This window comes from Leptothrix sp. (in: b-proteobacteria) (genome assembly GCF_965250675.1).
In the GTDB taxonomy this organism is placed as follows: domain Bacteria; phylum Pseudomonadota; class Gammaproteobacteria; order Burkholderiales; family Burkholderiaceae_C; genus Sphaerotilus.
Genome location: NZ_CBDFPH010000001.1, coordinates 334207 through 349326, shown reverse-complemented (window position 1 = coordinate 349326; position 15120 = coordinate 334207). Strand labels below are relative to the sequence as shown.

Genomic DNA, 15120 nt, shown 5'->3' with positions numbered 1-15120 from the left:
CGCTTCGACAGGAAAAGATGCCTCAAGTGATCATTTCACTCCCGTGGTTGAGTGATATCAAGCGGCCGGGCTGGCATGCAAGCTGCTGAGATAGGTTCACCAGTCTTTCCAGCTTGACCCAAGGAGTTCGTCATGAAGCGTGTACAGCAAGGTTTTACCCTGATCGAATTAATGATCGTCGTAGCGATCATCGGCATCCTGGCCGCCGTGGCGTTGCCGGCGTATCAGGATTACACGGTGCGGGCGAAAACCTCCGAGGTCATCTTGGCCGCATCGGCTTGCCGCACAACGATCACGGAAGCGGTGCAAACCGCGACGACTCTGCCAGGCGCCAACGCATGGGGTTGCGAAGCGACAGCATCTACATCGAAGTACGTAGCCAAAATTGAAACGACGGCCGCCGGCCTCATCCAGGTGACCAGTCAAAACATCAACAACAAAGCCGATGGAACCGCAGGCGGCGTACTCACACTGAAGCCTTTGGACGCCAGCGATGCGGCAGTTGCCGCTGGTGGTGTAGTGGCGAAGTGGATCTGCGGATCATCTACAGACGGCACAACCATTGCCGCAAAGTATCTTCCCGGCTCTTGCCGCGGTTAAAACCTGGGCCTCCTGACGGCTCCTCTTCAAATCTTCCCTCACCGAGCTTCACCATGAAATCCATCCAACGTGGCTTTACCCTGATCGAATTGATGATCGTCGTAGCGATCATTGGTATCTTGGCCGCCGTAGCTCTGCCTGCCTATCAGGACTACACCAAGCGTGCCAAGCTCAGCGAACTGATCTTGGCGGCCTCGGCTTGCCGCACCACGGTAACGGAGGTCTACCAATCCGCAACGACGGCACCCGCTGCCGGCGGCTGGGGCTGCGAGTCCACCGCGTCGACGTCGAAGTACGTCGCGTCGATCGCCACCGACGCCGCCGGCGGTATCACGGTCACCGCCCAGAACACGGGCGACACCACGATCGACGCCAAGACGCTGTCGCTCGTCCCGACCAACGCTGCAGGCACGGGCCTGCCGACCTTCGGCAGTTCAGTTGCTCAATGGAAGTGCGGCAATACCGCTGCCATCGGCACGAGCACCGCTGTAACCACCATCCCCGCGAAGTACCTCCCCGGCTCCTGCCGCGGTTGATCAGGCCTAGTTCCCGCACAAGCAGAAGGCGCCTCAGGCGCCTTCTTTCATTTCATCCACGCTATTTCAGCGGCGACCAGGGCGGAAACTGCGCCACCCCCAGCAAGCGCCCTTGCTCGTAGCGGGCCGCGCAGCGATACGGGTGACGGGCACTGCTGTTGTCGTACACGGTGGCCGTATCGGCCAAGGTGATGGCCTGCGCGACGAGCGCCCACAGACGCGCGTACCGCTCACGCACCTTGTCGGACGGCACCGAGTGCCCGCCCTGCTGATGCCGGAGTTGAACCCGGGCCAGAGACAGGGCCAGCGGCACGAGCATCACATGCAGCGTCACAAGGTAAGACGCCGCCTGCGCCTGAGCCACCAACGCAAGCTTGGAGGGGTGCGAGAACACAGTCGCGGCCACGAACGAGATGCCTTGCGCGATGGCTACATCACGCGCCTGCTGCGCCAGCGCAGCGGCATCATGGCCGTGCGACTCTTCATCACCGGGCCAACGCTGGCGGGCCAGCACATCAGCGTTGATGAACGGCAGGTGCGTGGTGGGCGAGAGGACTCGCTCGAAAAACGTCGTTTTTCCCGATCCATTCGGGCCGACCAGCAGGTGGAGTACCGGCATCGGGGAGGCTCAGCGGTCACCCGAGTTCACGATCCGCAACTGGCCGTGCTCATCCAGTTCAGCGTAGTGATGGCCTTCTGCCGCAAAAGTGGCTGAAAAGTCCAGTTCACCCAACGCCGCATCAAGATGCTCCTGCCACTCTGCGCGGACCACCGCCTGCGCTGCGGCGGGCAACTGGTCATAGCTGGCTGCGCCCGCAAGCACCGCTTTGACCTGAACAACGGAAACGGCCGGACTGCGCTCCAGTTCCCGGCCCAGCCGCGCCCAGTGGCTGACTTGCTCGGCGACGCTGCGACTCATCAGCCGGGCGACCTCGCGGGCGGAGGCATCGAGTTCTCGATCAAGACGAATCGGGGCAGCGGCAGCAGGCATGACGAACTCCAAAAGCGTGTAGCACGATGCTACAGCAATTGATCCAGCCACAAAAAAGGGCCGCATCGCTGCGGCCCCTCTTGACTGACAGACGCCGAGCCCGAAGGCTCAGCTCATGGGCATTACATGCCCATGCCGCCCATGCCGCCCATGTCACCCATGCCGCCAGGCATGCCGCCCGGTGCATCGTCCTTGGGGGCCTCAGCAACCATGCACTCGGTCGTCAGCATCAAGCTGGAGACCGAAGCGGCGTTCTGCAGTGCAGTGCGCGTCACCTTGGTCGGGTCCAGGATGCCCATTTCGATCATGTCGCCGTAGGTGTCGTTGGCGGCGTTGAAGCCGTAGTTGCCCGAACCGGCCAGGATCGCGTTCACGACCACGCTCGGCTCGCCACCGGCGTTGGCGACGATCTCGCGCAGCGGCGCTTCGATGGCCTTGAGCACCAGCTTGATGCCGGCGTCCTGGTCAGCGTTGTCGCCCTTGATGGTGCCAGCCGCTTGGCGGGCACGCAGCAGAGCCACGCCGCCGCCAGCGACGATGCCTTCTTCAACGGCAGCACGGGTCGCGTGCAGCGCGTCTTCCACGCGAGCCTTCTTTTCCTTCATCTCGACTTCGGTGGCAGCACCGACCTTGATGACGGCCACACCGCCGGCCAGCTTGGCCACGCGCTCTTGCAGCTTCTCGCGGTCGTAGTCGCTCGAAGCTTCTTCGATCTGGATGCGGATCTGCTTGACGCGCGCCTGGATGTCGCTTTCGGAGCCGGCACCGTCGATGATGATGGTGTTTTCCTTGCCCACTTCGATGCGCTTGGCTTGGCCGAGGTCGGCCAGCGTCACCTTGTCGAGCGCCATGCCGACTTCTTCAGCAATGACCTTGCCGCCCGTCAGGATGGCGATGTCTTCCAGCATGGCCTTGCGGCGGTCGCCGAAGCCCGGTGCCTTGACGGCCACGACCTTCAGGATGCCGCGGATGGTGTTGACCACCAGCGTCGCCAGCGCTTCGCCGTCGACGTCTTCAGCCACGATCAGCAGCGGGCGGCCGGCCTTGGCGACTTGCTCCAGCGTCGGCAGCAGGTCACGGATGTTGGACACCTTCTTGTCGTACAGCAGCACGAAGGGGTTGTCCAGAATCGCGGATTGCTTTTCGGGGTTGTTGATGAAGTACGGCGACAGGTAGCCGCGGTCGAACTGCATGCCTTCGACGATGTCGAGCTCGTTGTCGAGCGACTTGCCGTCTTCAACGGTGATCACGCCTTCCTTGCCGACCTTGTCCATCGCCTTGGCGATGATTTCGCCGATCGACTCATCGGAGTTGGCCGAGATCGAACCGACCTGGCTGATTTCCTTGGTGGTCGTGGTGGCCTTCGAAGCCGCCTTGAGCTGGGCGACCAGGGCGGTGACCGCCTTGTCGATGCCGCGCTTGAGGTCCATCGGGTTCATGCCGGCGGCCACGTACTTCATGCCTTCGCGCACGATGGCTTGTGCCAGCACGGTGGCGGTGGTGGTGCCGTCGCCAGCGTTGTCAGAGGTCTTGGAAGCGACTTCCTTGACCATCTGCGCGCCCATGTTCTGCAGCTTGTCCTTGAGTTCGATTTCCTTGGCCACGGACACACCGTCCTTGGTCACGGTCGGGGCGCCGAACGAGCGCTCAAGCACCACGTTGCGACCCTTGGGGCCCAGGGTGACCTTGACCGCGTTGGCCAGGATGTTCACGCCTTCGATCATGCGATGACGCGCGTCTGCGCCAAAAATAACGTCTTTTGCTGCCATGTTGTATGACTCCGGATTCAGTTCAGTGGGGTGTGCGGTGTGGCCGAAGAATTACTTCGAAACCACGGCGAAGAGGTCTTCTTCGCGCATCACGAGCAGTTCGTCGCCGTCGACCTTGACGGTCTGGCCGCTGTACTTGCCGAACAGCACGCGATCGCCCACAGCCACGTTCAGGGCCACGAAGTCGCCCTTGTCGTTGCGCTTGCCAGGACCGACGGCCAGCACTTCGCCCTGATCAGGCTTCTCGGCGGCGTTGTCGGGGATCACGATGCCCGAGGCGGTCTTGGTTTCTTGTTCGAGGCGTTTGACGATCACGCGGTCGTGCAGGGGGCGAAGCTTCATGGGGCATCTCCTAACGAAGGGGTTGAGCTTGAGTCGGCGAAACGCCCGGTGGATCCGAGCGCTTGTTCTGATTCACGATTCCGGCGGGCCGGAATCACTAGCACTCACCTGAGGCGAGTGCTAACGAATACAGATTATAGGAACGGTCCGCGTCATTTCAAGGGGGGCCGGATCAATCAGGCGCGCAGGGCCAGCGGGGGTGGCAAGGTGCCGCCGCGCCGCGTGGTGGCCGTGGCCACCGCCTCCATCACCTGCAGCATCAGCCGCTGCAGCGCCTGCCAGGCGTCGCCCGGCCAGGCTTCGTGGCGCAGGCCCTTGACGATGCCGTCGCACACCTGCGCGTCGCGCAACAGCGCCTCGAGCGCGGCGGCATCCAATTGCGGCAGTACACGCTCGAAGAGTTTTTCCTTCAGGCCCCAGACGCGCGCCTCGCGCAGCGCCATCGCCATCGGCCGGCCCTGCTGCAGCGCCTGCTGCACGCGGCGCAGCGCGCGCAGGTCTTCGGTCAGCGTCCAGTGCACCAGCACGGCGGCCTCGCCCTCGGCGCGCAGGCCTTCGAGCATGCGCAGCGCGCGGCTCACCTGAGCGGCCAGCACCGCCTCGCCGAGCTTGAAGACGTCATAGCGCGCCACGTTCAGCACCGCCGACTCGACCTGCTCGAAGCTCAGCTCACCCGGCGGATGCAGCAGCGCCAGCTTGCTGATTTCCTGATGCGCGGCCAGCAAATTGCCCTCGATGCGGTCGGCAAAGAACGCCAGCGTGCGCTGCCCGGCCTCGCCGTCCTGCACGCGCAGGCCGTGCTGCGTCAGCCGCTGCGCCAGCCACTGCGGCAGCGCGCGGCGCTCGACCGGGTCGACCCGCACGCTCACACCCGCGCCATCCAGCGCCGTGAACCAGGCGCTGCCCTGCTGGGTGCGGTCGAGCCGCGGCAGCAGGATCAGCGTGACGGTGTCGTCGCCCAGCGTCTCGACGTAGCGCTGCAGCGCCTCCGAACCGTCCTTGCCCGGCTTGCCGCCGGGAATGCGGATCTCGATCAGCCGCTTGTCGGCAAACAGGCTCAGCGCGCTGGCCTCGCCCAGCAGACCCGACCAGTCGAAGTGCGCGCCCGCCACCGTGTGCACGCTGCGCTCGGCGTGGCCGGCAGCACGGGCAGCGGCGCGCACCGCGTCGGCCGCCTCCTGCGCCAGCAGCGGCTCGTCGCCGTAGATGACGTAGAGCGGGCGCAGGCCACGCTGCAGCGCGGCGGCGAGTTGGTCGGCGCGGATCTGCATCGGCCGCTTCAGCGCGAGGCTGCCGAGGCCGCCGACACGGCCGACTGAACCGCCGGCAACGCCGCCAGACGCCGCAGCACCTGATTGGCAATGTCGCGCTGCATGGCGCGGAACATCAGCTGCGCTTCCTGCTCCTTGGCCAGCGCGCGCGTTTCGGAATAGCTCATGTCGCGGCTCAGACTGAGCGTGCTGGCCGCAATCAGCAGCTGGCCGCCGGCATTGCGTACTTCGAAAGTGAAGCGGGTGCGCAGCGTCATTTCCGTCACCAGACCCGCAGCGGTGGAGGCGGCGGCAACCTGTTCCTGCACGTCGGCCAGCGCGCGCAAGACCAGGTCGGACTGGCTCGCGGCCTCGGTCAGCACCACGCCGGGGCTGGCACGCAGCTGGCTGCGCAGCTCATCGGCCAGCACCGAATAGCGGTCGAAGCCACCGAGGTAGATGCGCTTGAGCTGCAGCTCGGGCGGGCGGCGCAGCTGGAAGCCGCAGCCCGCCAGCGTTGAAACGCCCAGAGCGACCGCGCCCAACGCAGAAGTGATCAGGCTGCGGCGCTGCATGCTCAGACGACCACGTTCACCAGCCGGCCCGGCACGACGATGATCTTCTTGGGCGGCTTGCCATCGGCGAACTTGGCCACCTCGGCGCTGGCGGCCGCCACCGCTTCGATGGCGGCCTTGTCGGCGCTGGCCGGCACCTTGATCGAGCCGCGCGTCTTGCCGTTGACCTGCAGCACCAGCTCCAGCTCGTCCTGCACCAGCGCGGCTTCCACCACCTGCGGCCACGGTGCGTCGAGCAGGTCGCCCTGCTGGGCGGCGTAGCCGAGGTCGTGCCAGAGCTTCCAGGTCAGGTGCGGGCAGGCCGGATAGAGGCCGCGCAGCAGCACCGAATAGCCTTCGCGCAGCACCGCAGCAGAAGCCGCATCGCCTTCGTGCCTGTAGCTCTCCAGCGCGTTGAGCAGCTTCATCGCGCCCGACACCACGGTGTTGTACTGCATGCGCTCGAAGTCGAAGCTGATCTGCTTGAGCACCAGGTGCACCTCGCGGCGCAGCGCCTTGGCAGCGGCCGGCAACTCGCCTGCCACGTCAGCCGCGCCCTTGAGCAGCGCCTCGTTCTTGGCGCCGAAGCCCCACACGCGCTTGATGAAGCGGTGTGCACCCTCCACGCCGGCGTCGTTCCACTCCAGCGTCTGCTCGGGCGGCGACGCGAACATCACGAACAGGCGGGCCGTGTCGGCGCCGTACTGGTTGATGAGTTCCTGCGGGTCGACGCCGTTGCTCTTGGACTTCGACATCGTCGTCATCTCATATTCAAGCGGCAGGCCGTCGGCCTTGAGCGTGCCGCCGATGGTCACGCCGTGCTCGTTGGTGAGCACGTTGACCTCGTGCTCCCAGAAGTAGCTCTTGCCGCCGCCCTCGGGCTTGCGGAAAAACGCGCCCTTGAGCACCATGCCCTGCGTCAGCAGCTTGGTGAAGGGCTCGTTGATCTTGACCAGCTTCAGGTCGCGCATGACCTTGGTCCAGAAGCGCGCGTACAGCAGGTGCAGGATGGCGTGCTCGATGCCGCCGATGTACTGGTCCATCGGCATCCAGTAGTCGGTGCCGCCGGCGACCATCGCGTCGCTGTTCTGCGCGTCGCAGTAGCGCATGAAGTACCACGACGAATCGACGAAGGTGTCCATCGTGTCGGTCTCGCGCTGCGCAGGCTTGCCGCAGCAGGGGCAGGCGACATTCAGGAAGTCGGTGCGCTTCTTGAGCGGGTTACCTGAGCCGTCCGGCACGCAGTCGATGGGCAGCACGACCGGCAGATCAGCTTCCGGCACCGGCACGGAGCCGCAATCGTCGCAATGGATGATCGGAATCGGCGTGCCCCAGTAGCGCTGGCGGCTGATGCCCCAGTCGCGCAGGCGCCAGGTGGTCTTCTTCTCGCCGAGGCCCTTGGCGCCGACGAGTTCGGCGACCTTGGAGACGGCCTCCTTGTACGGGAGCCCGTCCAGTTCGCCCGAGTTGACGCAGACGGCGCGCTGCTTGTCGCCGTACCAGTCGGCCCAGGCATCGAGCGAGAACACCTCGTCGCCCGCCTTCACGACTTGCTTGATCTCGATGCCGTACTTCTTGGCGAACGCGAAGTCGCGCTCGTCATGCGCCGGCACGCCCATCACGGCGCCGTCGCCGTAGCTCATCAGCACGTAGTTGCCGACCCAGACCTCGACCTGGACGCCGGTCAGCGGGTGGGTGACGAACAGCCCGGTGGGCATGCCCTTCTTTTCCTGCGTGGCGAGTTCGGCTTCGGTCGTGCCGCCCTGCGCGCATTCGGCGATGAAGGCGGCCAGCGCGGGGTTCGTCGCCGCCGCGTGTGCGGCCAGCGGATGCTCCGGCGCCACGGCGCAGAAGGTCACGCCCATGATCGTGTCGGCGCGGGTCGTGAAGACGTAGAGCCGGCCGCCCTGGATCAGCGCACCGTCAGCGCCCACGATTTCATGCGGGAAGGCGAAGCGCACGCCCTCGCTCTTGCCGATCCAGTTTTCCTGCATCAGGCGCACGCGCTCGGGCCAGCCGGACAGGTAGTTCGGGTCCTGCGGATCGGCCACCGCGCCCAGCAGCTCGTCGGCGTACTGCACGATGTTCAGGTAATAGCCCGGGATCTCGCGCTTCTCGACCAGCGCGCCAGAGCGCCAGCCGCGGCCGTCGATCACCTGCTCATTGGCCAGCACGGTCTGGTCGACCGGATCCCAGTTGACGACCTGCGTGCGGCGCTCGGCGATGCCGGCTTCGAGCATCTTCAGGAACAGCCACTGGTTCCATTTGTAGTAATCGGGATCGCAGGTGGCAACCTCGCGCGACCAGTCGATCGCCAGACCCATGGCCTGCATCTGGGTCTTCATGTAGGCGATGTTTTCGCGCGTCCACTTCTCCGGCGGCACGGCGTTCTTCAGCGCGGCGTTCTCGGCCGGCAGGCCGAAGGCGTCCCAGCCCATCGGCATCAGGACGTTGTAGCCCTTCATGCGCAGCTGACGCGTCAGCATGTCGTTGATGGTGTAGTTGCGCACATGGCCCATGTGCAGCTTGCCGCTGGGGTAAGGCAGCATCGAGCAGGCGTAGAACTTGGGGCGGCTCTTGTCCTCGGTGACGCGGTAGGCGTCGGCCGCGCGCCAGGCGGTCTGGGCGGCGGATTCGACGGCGGCGGGATCGTATTTCTCGTTCATGGCGCAGGCTGGGCAGACATCTTGGCGACCGCCTGACTGCGCCGGACGCCGCAGCGCCCAAGAGCGCCGGCAGGCTGATCGGGAGCCGGCGATTATCGCGTGCGACTCAACGAGCGGCGGAGGCCGCCGCCTGCGGTGCCGTCACGAAGGCGATGCGGTTGAGGCCCGCCTGCTGCAACTGGCCGATCAACTCGGCCACCCGGCCATAGGGCACCGACTGGTCGGCGCGCAACTGGACTTCGGGTTTGGTGGTCTGCTGGCCGACTTGTGTCAGGCGCCCGGCAAAAGCGGGCGGCTCCAGGCGCTCTTCACCGACGTAGAGCGCACCGTTGGCCTGCAGGCTGATGTCGAGCGATTGCGGCACCTCACCGGTCGGCGTGGCGCCTTCGGTGCGGGGCAGGTCGAGCTTCAGGCTGCTGGTCATCAGCGGCGCGGTGATCATGAAAATCACCAGCAGCACCAGCATGACGTCGATCAGCGGCGTCATGTTGATGTCGCTCATCGGCTGCGGGCCGCTGCTGCGCTCCAGGCGACCGAAGGCCATGCTCAGGCGCTCCGGGCGTCGGCCGTTTTCCAGGCCGACGGGTCCATGGCGAGTTCGCGCAGGTCGTGGGCGTAGCCTTCCAGCTCGGCCTCGCAGGCGCCGACCCACTTGCCGAAGACGTTGTAGGCCAGCACGGCGGGAATCGCCACCGCCAGGCCGGCAGCGGTCATGATGAGTGCCTCACCCACCGGGCCGGCGACCTTGTCGATGCTGACGCTGCCCGCCGCCGAGATGCCCAGCAGCGCGTGATAGATGCCCCACACGGTGCCGAACAGGCCGATGAACGGCGCCGTGGCGCCCACCGACGCCAGCAGCACCTGGCCGAGTTGCAACTGGCGCAGCACGCCGTGCAGCGCATCGCGCAGGCGGCGGGTGAGTTGCGAGCCGTGCTGGCCGGTGGCTTCGAGCGTGCCGCCGGGCGGCGTGCGCAGCGCGGCGTCCAACAGCGGCTGCAACACCTGTTCGCGGTCGAGCGTGGCGAGTTGCGCGCGCGCCATGGTCAGGTCGCTGGCGGCCCAGAAAGCGGGCACGGCGCGGGCCAGATCGCGGCGGGCGCGGCTCAGGATCCAGGCCTTCCAGAAGATCAGCACCCAGGCCGACACCGACATCGCCAGCAGCAGCGCCGCCACCAGACGGCTGACGCCGTCGCCTTCGGACCAGAGTTGCTGCAGGACGTTCATGGGTCAGGGCCGGGATGACGGCTCAGGTCAGACCGAGCACATCGTTCATGTCGAACAGGCCGCGCGGCTGGCCGGCCAGGAAGCGCACCGCGCGCAGGCTGCCCTGGGCGTAGGTCGAGCGGCTGGACGACTTGTGCGTGATCTCGATGCGCTCGCCGATGCCGGCGAATAGCACGGTGTGGTCGCCGACAATGTCGCCGCCGCGCACGGTGGCGAAGCCGATGGTGCTCGGGTCGCGCTCGCCGGTGACGCCTTCGCGGCCGTAGACGGCGCAGTCGGCCAGGTCACGGCCAAGGGCTGCAGCCACGACTTCGCCCATCTTCAGCGCAGTGCCGCTGGGGGCATCGACCTTGTGACGGTGATGGGCTTCGATGACCTCGATGTCATAGCCCTCGTTGAGCGCGCGCGCGGCCATGTCGAGCAGGCGCAGCACGACGTTGACGCCCACGCTCATGTTCGGCGCCATCATGATGGCGATGTCTTTGGAGGCGGCTTCGATCTCGGCCTTCTGCTCGGGCGTGAAGCCGGTGGTGCCGATCACCATCTTGACGCCGAGTTCGCGGCACACCGCCAGGTGCGCCAGCGTGCCTTCGGGCCGGGTGAAGTCGATCAGGTAACGGGCGCCCTGCAGGCCGGCACGCAGGTCGGCGGTGATGGCCACGTTGCTGGTCTGGCCCAGGAAGGCGGCAGCGTCGTGGCCGATGGCGGGGCTGCCGGCGCGGTCGAGCGCACCGGCCAGCGTGCAGTCGTCGGCGGCCTGGACGGCCTCGATCAGCATGTGGCCCATGCGGCCGGTACAGCCAGCAATGGCGATCAGGTGGGCAGGGTTCATCGTCAGCTCAATCAAGGTTTGGCGCTGGATTCCAGCGGCGGATAGGTGCGCAGCGGGCCGGCAGCAGACGCGGCCTGGGCCGACGGCGTGGCGCGCGCCACAGGCGCAGGCAAGGCGCGCAACTGGGCTTCGGTCAGTTCCAGCGACTGCTTGCGCTGCTCGACCTTGGCCGCGTCGATGGAGGCGACGAAATCGCGCTCGGAGGGCAGCGCATCAGCCTCGTGACGGTCGAGCAGATCGCCCTTGAAGAAGACCGACACCCGGCGCTGCTGCGGCGCGGTGCCCTGGCGGCGGATCGTGAAGACGTAATCCCAGCGGTCGGCATGGAACAGGTCGGCCAGCAACGGCGAGCCCAGCAGGCTGCGCACCTGATCACGGCTGAGACCGGGGCGCAACTGCGCCACCATTTCCTGCGTGACCACATTGCCCTGCACCACTTCAAGACGATAAGGCGTGATCAGGCCGAACAGACTGTCGCCGGGGCGCTGGGCGCAACCCGTGAGCCCCGCCAACAGAAGCGCAGCCAGTAAAAGCGGGCGCGGTGCGCGCCGGAAGGAAAGGAGCATGTTGGGGATCCTGAGGCCCACCGGGGCAGACCGTGCCGATATCATCGACAGATTCTAGCGAGGCCGGCTTTGCACCCGGCCCTCCGGCCCAACGGCCCCATCGCCGACCACCATGACCAACTCCGAAGAACTCAAGAGCTCGGGCCTGAAGGCCACGCTGCCGCGCATCAAGATCCTGGAAATCTTCCAGCGCGCCGCCCAGCGCCACATGACGGCAGAGGACGTCTACAAGGTCTTGCTGCTGGAGGGCTCGGACATCGGCCTGGCCACGGTCTACCGGGTGCTGATGCAGTTCGAGCAGGCGGGGCTGCTGACGCGCAATCACTTCGAGAGTGGCAAATCGATCTTCGAACTCAACGAAGGCCAGCACCATGACCATCTGGTGTGCCTAGATTGCGGCCACGTCGAGGAGTTCTTCGACGCGCAGATCGAGAACCGCCAGCATGAGATCGCGCAAGAGCGCGGCTTCAAGCTGCAGGAGCACTCGCTGGCGCTCTACGCCCACTGCGTCAAGATCGATTGTCCGCATCGGCCGGTGAAATAAGCCGGCCCGCCATCGGGTCAGAGGTCGCCTTCGCCGCGCTCCATCAGGACGCGGTGACGTTCGATGAACTCGCGGTAGGTGTCGATGCCGCGCAACTGAAGCACGGTGTTGCGCACGGCAGCCTCCACCAGCACCGCCAGGTTGCGGCCGGCGTCCACCGCGATCACCACCCGGCGCACCGGCATGCCCAGCACGTCTTCATAGAGCGGCTCATGCGGCAGGCGCTCGAAGTCACGGTCGAGCGTTTCCTTGCGTACCAGGTGCACGATCAGCTTGAGGCGCATCTTGCGGCGCACGGCCGTCTCGCCAAAGATGGCCTTGATGTCGAGCAAGCCAATGCCGCGCACTTCCAGCAGGTTGCGCAGCAACTCGGGGCAGCGGCCTTCGATGGCCGATTGCGAGACGCGGAACAGGTCGACCACGTCATCGGCCACCAGGCCGTGGCCGCGCGAGATCAGCTCCAGGCCCAGTTCGCTCTTGCCCAGGCCGGATTCGCCCGTCAGCAGCACGCCCAGGCCAAGGATGTCCATGAACACGCCGTGGCGCGAGGTGCGCTCGGCGAAGTGCTGGCTCAGGTAGCCGCGCAGCACGTCGATGACGTGGCCGGCGGAATCCTGAGTACAGAAGAGCGGGATGTCGGCGCGCTCGCACATCGCCACCAGCCGGTCGGGCGGCGCCTGACCGTCGGCCACCACCAGCGCGGGCGGCTCCAGCGTGACGATGCGCGAGATGCGGCGCTCCTGGGTTTCGATGTCCGGCGGCTGCAGATAAGCCACCTCGCGCCGTCCCACGATCTGGACCCGGTAAGGGTGGATGTAGTTCAGGTAGCCCACCAGATCGGCTGCCGACTGGGCGTCGCGCACAGCGACCTCGTCGAAGCGGCGCTCCGGATGCGCGTGCCCGGCAATCCACTCCCACTTCAGCGTGGTGCGGTGGGCATCGAAGAGTGCATCGGCGCTGATGACGGTGGATTTCACACGCGGCCGCCTTGCCTCAGGCGACCGACTTGAGCGGCTCCCAGCGCGAGATCAGCTCATGCACCCTGGCCGGATCCGGCTCGGTCTTGAGTTGCTCGCGCAGTTCGCGGTCGGACAGCAACTCGGCAATTTCCGACAGGATCTCCAGGTGCCGCTGGGTGGCGGCCTCGGGCACGAGCAGGAAGATCAGCAGCGTGACGGGTTCGTCATCGGGCGCCTCGAAGGCGATCGGCTGGGCCACGCGCAGCACGGCGGCGAGCGGATTCTTCAACCCCTTGATGCGGCCATGCGGGATGGCCACGCCATGCCCCAGACCGGTGGAGCCTAGCCGCTCGCGAGCAAACAGGTTGTCGGTGACCGTGGCGCGCGCAATCGCGTGCTGGTTTTCGAACAGCAAGCCAGCCTGCTCGAACGTGCGCTTCTTGCTGGAAGCGTCGACATGCACCAGCACATTGCTGGGGGGCAGGATGGCAGCGAGACGGTTCATCGGGTTGGGGCGCCGCGGGAAGCTTTCACCACAAGGTAAAAACCGAGACAGGCGCATGACGGTATAGAGAAATGAATTATAGGAATCGTTAACTATTCCGTGCTCGGTAAACTTTTCCTGAATCGGTATAAATGCGATACCCGTTGTCGGCGTGTGCATTCGCTGACGGCCGGAAATGAAAAAGGCCTCGAATCGAGGCCTTCCGTCATGCGCGCCACGGGGGCGCCAGCTTCAGAGATCAGGCGATCTCGCCTGCGGTGTCCACACGCTTGAGGGTCTCGTGGTGGTGGTCCTGCAACTTGTCCTTGTGACGCACGACCTGGCGGTCGAGCTTGTCCATCAGTTGGTCAATCGCGGCGTACATGTCCTCATGAGAATTTTCAACAAAGATGTCTCGGCCCTTGACGTGCAAGGTGACTTCAGCGCGTTGTCGACGATCCTTTTCCTTCTGCTTCTCGACCGTGAGCAGGACATTGACGTCCACGACCTGATCGAAATGCCGTGTCACGCGATCCAGCTTGGTGCGTACGTACTCACGCAGGGCGGGCGTAACTTCCAGGTGATGACCACTGATCGTCAGATTCATGAGACCTCCATTCAAGAGGGTGGTTGGGGGAACAGGACGAGTCCAGTGTGACGCCTTCATGACGACCTGACAAGCCCCGACGCCGACGCCCGAGCGGCACCGTGCGGAAATCGGCGCGACTGAGAACCCCGATGCAATAATCGTCTCTTGCGATCGCCACGGAGTTGATCTTGGACAGCTGCCACGCTCGGTGACCGTCCCTCCCAACCCCCTCCTCCATTCGCGATGCTCAACGTCTTCACGCTGGCCAACGGCCGCCTGATCCAGGAAGAAATCGACAACCCGCAGGACCTGGCGCACGTGGCGCCCGTCTGGGTCGACCTGGAAGCGCCCACCGCGCAGGAAAAAGGCTGGGTCCAGGCGCGCTTCGGCCTGACGATTCCAGACGACATCGTCGATGAAGACCTGGAAGAGTCCGCGCGCTTCTACGAGGAGGACAACGGCGAGTTGCACATCCGCTCGGACTTCCTGATCGACGATGGTGAAACACCACGTAACGTGCGCGTCGCCTTCGTGCTGCACCAGAAAGTGCTGTTCTCGGTCCACTCCGAAGACCTGCCGGTGTTCCGGCTGCTGCGGCTGCGCGCGCGGCGCATTCCGGCGCTGATCGAGGACGCCAAGGACGTGCTGCTCAAGCTCTACGACGCCGACGCCGAATACTCGGCCGACGCGCTCGAAGGCATCTACGACTCGCTGGAGAAGGTCAGCGCCCGCGTGCTCAAGCAGGACGTGGACGACCGCGCCGCCGGCGAAGCGCTGGGCGCCATCGCCCGCGAGGAAGACCTGAACGGCCGCATCCGCCGCAACGTGATGGACACGCGCCGCGCGGTCAGCTTCATGCTGCGCAGCCGCATGCTGAGCGCCGAGCAGTTCGAGGAAGCGCGGCAGATCCTGCGCGACATCGACAGCCTGGACAGCCACACCGCCTTCCTGTTCGACAAGATCAACTTCCTGATGGACGCCACGGTCGGCTTCATCAACATCAACCAGAACAAGATCATCAAGATCTTCTCGGTGGCCAGCGTGGCGCTGCTGCCGCCCACGCTGATCGCCAGCATCTACGGCATGAACTTCCAGCACATGCCCGAGCTGGACAAGACCTGGGGCTACCCGTTTGCGCTCGGCCTGATGGTCGCGTCGGTGGCCGCGCCGCTGATCTACTTCCGCCGCAAGGGCTGGATGCGCTGATCCGCCCG

At 65.5% G+C, this 15120-nt stretch carries 18 protein-coding genes; 4 read left to right on the top strand and 14 right to left on the bottom strand.

Annotated elements, in window-relative coordinates; all coding sequences use genetic code 11:
* Positions 1-132: 132 nt before the first annotated feature.
* Positions 133-600 (top strand): pilin, encoded by a 468-nt coding sequence (locus tag AC5IG3_RS01395; RefSeq protein ID WP_491897031.1) that lies wholly within the window; start codon positions 133-135, stop codon positions 598-600.
* Between the two features lie 53 nt (positions 601-653).
* Complete coding sequence (locus tag AC5IG3_RS01390) at positions 654-1136, top strand: pilin (RefSeq protein WP_491897030.1); 483 nt, start codon at positions 654-656, stop codon at positions 1134-1136.
* Positions 1137-1197: 61 nt separating this feature from the next.
* Here the strand turns inward: AC5IG3_RS01390 and AC5IG3_RS01385 are convergent, their stop codons facing one another.
* From AC5IG3_RS01385 to AC5IG3_RS01335, 11 genes are all read right to left on the bottom strand, one after another.
* The gene (locus AC5IG3_RS01385) at positions 1198-1755 is read right to left on the bottom strand and encodes an ATPase (RefSeq protein ID WP_491897029.1); all 558 of its coding nucleotides are present in this window, start codon (positions 1753-1755) and stop codon (positions 1198-1200) included.
* 9 nt (positions 1756-1764) lie between these two features.
* Positions 1765-2127 (bottom strand): TA system antitoxin ParD family protein, encoded by a 363-nt coding sequence (locus AC5IG3_RS01380; RefSeq protein ID WP_491897028.1) that lies wholly within the window; start codon positions 2125-2127, stop codon positions 1765-1767.
* 122 nt (positions 2128-2249) lie between these two features.
* The gene (groL, locus tag AC5IG3_RS01375; RefSeq protein ID WP_491897027.1) at positions 2250-3896 is read right to left on the bottom strand and encodes a chaperonin GroEL; all 1647 of its coding nucleotides are present in this window, start codon (positions 3894-3896) and stop codon (positions 2250-2252) included.
* Between the two features lie 51 nt (positions 3897-3947).
* On the bottom strand, positions 3948-4238 hold the full coding sequence (gene groES, locus AC5IG3_RS01370) for a co-chaperone GroES (protein WP_491897026.1): 291 nt from the start codon (positions 4236-4238) through the stop codon (positions 3948-3950).
* 176 nt (positions 4239-4414) lie between these two features.
* Entirely contained in the window at positions 4415-5509 is a 1095-nt protein-coding gene (gene holA, locus AC5IG3_RS01365) for a DNA polymerase III subunit delta (RefSeq protein WP_491897025.1), read from the bottom strand.
* Positions 5510-5517: 8 nt separating this feature from the next.
* Positions 5518-6063, bottom strand: coding sequence for an LPS-assembly lipoprotein LptE (locus AC5IG3_RS01360; protein WP_491897024.1), 546 nt, complete (start codon positions 6061-6063; stop codon positions 5518-5520).
* Between the two features lie 2 nt (positions 6064-6065).
* Complete coding sequence (gene leuS / locus AC5IG3_RS01355; RefSeq protein WP_491897023.1) at positions 6066-8708, bottom strand: leucine--tRNA ligase; 2643 nt, start codon at positions 8706-8708, stop codon at positions 6066-6068.
* A 106-nt stretch (positions 8709-8814) separates the two neighbouring features.
* Positions 8815-9252, bottom strand: coding sequence for an ExbD/TolR family protein (locus AC5IG3_RS01350; protein WP_491897022.1), 438 nt, complete (start codon positions 9250-9252; stop codon positions 8815-8817).
* 2 nt (positions 9253-9254) lie between these two features.
* Positions 9255-9932: a MotA/TolQ/ExbB proton channel family protein gene (locus AC5IG3_RS01345; protein ID WP_491897021.1), complete on the bottom strand. Its 678-nt coding sequence runs from the start codon at positions 9930-9932 to the stop codon at positions 9255-9257.
* Between the two features lie 22 nt (positions 9933-9954).
* On the bottom strand, positions 9955-10764 hold the full coding sequence (gene dapB, locus AC5IG3_RS01340) for a 4-hydroxy-tetrahydrodipicolinate reductase (protein ID WP_491897020.1): 810 nt from the start codon (positions 10762-10764) through the stop codon (positions 9955-9957).
* Positions 10765-10775: 11 nt separating this feature from the next.
* Entirely contained in the window at positions 10776-11330 is a 555-nt protein-coding gene (locus tag AC5IG3_RS01335) for an outer membrane protein assembly factor BamE (RefSeq protein WP_491897019.1), read from the bottom strand.
* 112 nt (positions 11331-11442) lie between these two features.
* On the opposite strand from AC5IG3_RS01335, the gene fur reads away from it, so the two are divergent.
* Complete coding sequence (fur, locus tag AC5IG3_RS01330) at positions 11443-11874, top strand: ferric iron uptake transcriptional regulator (RefSeq protein ID WP_491897018.1); 432 nt, start codon at positions 11443-11445, stop codon at positions 11872-11874.
* Positions 11875-11891: 17 nt separating this feature from the next.
* Here fur and hprK read toward each other — a convergent pair whose 3' ends face one another.
* The 3 genes from hprK to hpf all read right to left on the bottom strand — a co-directional run bounded on the left by hprK (position 11892) and on the right by hpf (position 13924).
* A complete protein-coding gene (hprK, locus tag AC5IG3_RS01325) occupies positions 11892-12851 on the bottom strand; it encodes an HPr(Ser) kinase/phosphatase (protein WP_491897017.1) in 960 nt (319 codons plus the stop codon).
* 16 nt (positions 12852-12867) lie between these two features.
* A complete protein-coding gene (locus AC5IG3_RS01320) occupies positions 12868-13338 on the bottom strand; it encodes a PTS sugar transporter subunit IIA (protein ID WP_491897016.1) in 471 nt (156 codons plus the stop codon).
* Positions 13339-13576: 238 nt separating this feature from the next.
* On the bottom strand, positions 13577-13924 hold the full coding sequence (gene hpf, locus AC5IG3_RS01315; protein ID WP_491897015.1) for a ribosome hibernation-promoting factor, HPF/YfiA family: 348 nt from the start codon (positions 13922-13924) through the stop codon (positions 13577-13579).
* A gap of 225 nt (positions 13925-14149) precedes the next feature.
* On the opposite strand from hpf, the gene corA reads away from it, so the two are divergent.
* On the top strand, positions 14150-15112 hold the full coding sequence (gene corA, locus AC5IG3_RS01310; protein ID WP_491897014.1) for a magnesium/cobalt transporter CorA: 963 nt from the start codon (positions 14150-14152) through the stop codon (positions 15110-15112).
* Positions 15113-15120: the final 8 nt, after the last annotated feature.

What these genes read in the sequence shown, in the direction of transcription:
- AC5IG3_RS01390 (WP_491897030.1), top strand. Translation starts at nt 654, where the DNA reads ATGAAATCCATCCAACGTGGCTTTACCCTGATCGAATTGATGATCGTC.
- dapB (WP_491897020.1), bottom strand. Translation starts at nt 10,764, where the DNA reads ATGAACCCTGCCCACCTGATCGCCATTGCTGGCTGTACCGGCCGCATG.
- corA (WP_491897014.1), top strand. Translation starts at nt 14,150, where the DNA reads ATGCTCAACGTCTTCACGCTGGCCAACGGCCGCCTGATCCAGGAAGAA.
- groES (WP_491897026.1), bottom strand. Translation starts at nt 4,238, where the DNA reads ATGAAGCTTCGCCCCCTGCACGACCGCGTGATCGTCAAACGCCTCGAA.
- AC5IG3_RS01395 (WP_491897031.1), top strand. Translation starts at nt 133, where the DNA reads ATGAAGCGTGTACAGCAAGGTTTTACCCTGATCGAATTAATGATCGTC.
- fur (WP_491897018.1), top strand. Translation starts at nt 11,443, where the DNA reads ATGACCAACTCCGAAGAACTCAAGAGCTCGGGCCTGAAGGCCACGCTG.
- AC5IG3_RS01335 (WP_491897019.1), bottom strand. Translation starts at nt 11,330, where the DNA reads ATGCTCCTTTCCTTCCGGCGCGCACCGCGCCCGCTTTTACTGGCTGCG.
- holA (WP_491897025.1), bottom strand. Translation starts at nt 5,509, where the DNA reads ATGCAGATCCGCGCCGACCAACTCGCCGCCGCGCTGCAGCGTGGCCTG.
- hpf (WP_491897015.1), bottom strand. Translation starts at nt 13,924, where the DNA reads ATGAATCTGACGATCAGTGGTCATCACCTGGAAGTTACGCCCGCCCTG.
- AC5IG3_RS01320 (WP_491897016.1), bottom strand. Translation starts at nt 13,338, where the DNA reads ATGAACCGTCTCGCTGCCATCCTGCCCCCCAGCAATGTGCTGGTGCAT.
- AC5IG3_RS01380 (WP_491897028.1), bottom strand. Translation starts at nt 2,127, where the DNA reads ATGCCTGCTGCCGCTGCCCCGATTCGTCTTGATCGAGAACTCGATGCC.
- leuS (WP_491897023.1), bottom strand. Translation starts at nt 8,708, where the DNA reads ATGAACGAGAAATACGATCCCGCCGCCGTCGAATCCGCCGCCCAGACC.
- AC5IG3_RS01385 (WP_491897029.1), bottom strand. Translation starts at nt 1,755, where the DNA reads ATGCCGGTACTCCACCTGCTGGTCGGCCCGAATGGATCGGGAAAAACG.
- groL (WP_491897027.1), bottom strand. Translation starts at nt 3,896, where the DNA reads ATGGCAGCAAAAGACGTTATTTTTGGCGCAGACGCGCGTCATCGCATG.
- AC5IG3_RS01350 (WP_491897022.1), bottom strand. Translation starts at nt 9,252, where the DNA reads ATGGCCTTCGGTCGCCTGGAGCGCAGCAGCGGCCCGCAGCCGATGAGC.
- AC5IG3_RS01345 (WP_491897021.1), bottom strand. Translation starts at nt 9,932, where the DNA reads ATGAACGTCCTGCAGCAACTCTGGTCCGAAGGCGACGGCGTCAGCCGT.
- AC5IG3_RS01360 (WP_491897024.1), bottom strand. Translation starts at nt 6,063, where the DNA reads ATGCAGCGCCGCAGCCTGATCACTTCTGCGTTGGGCGCGGTCGCTCTG.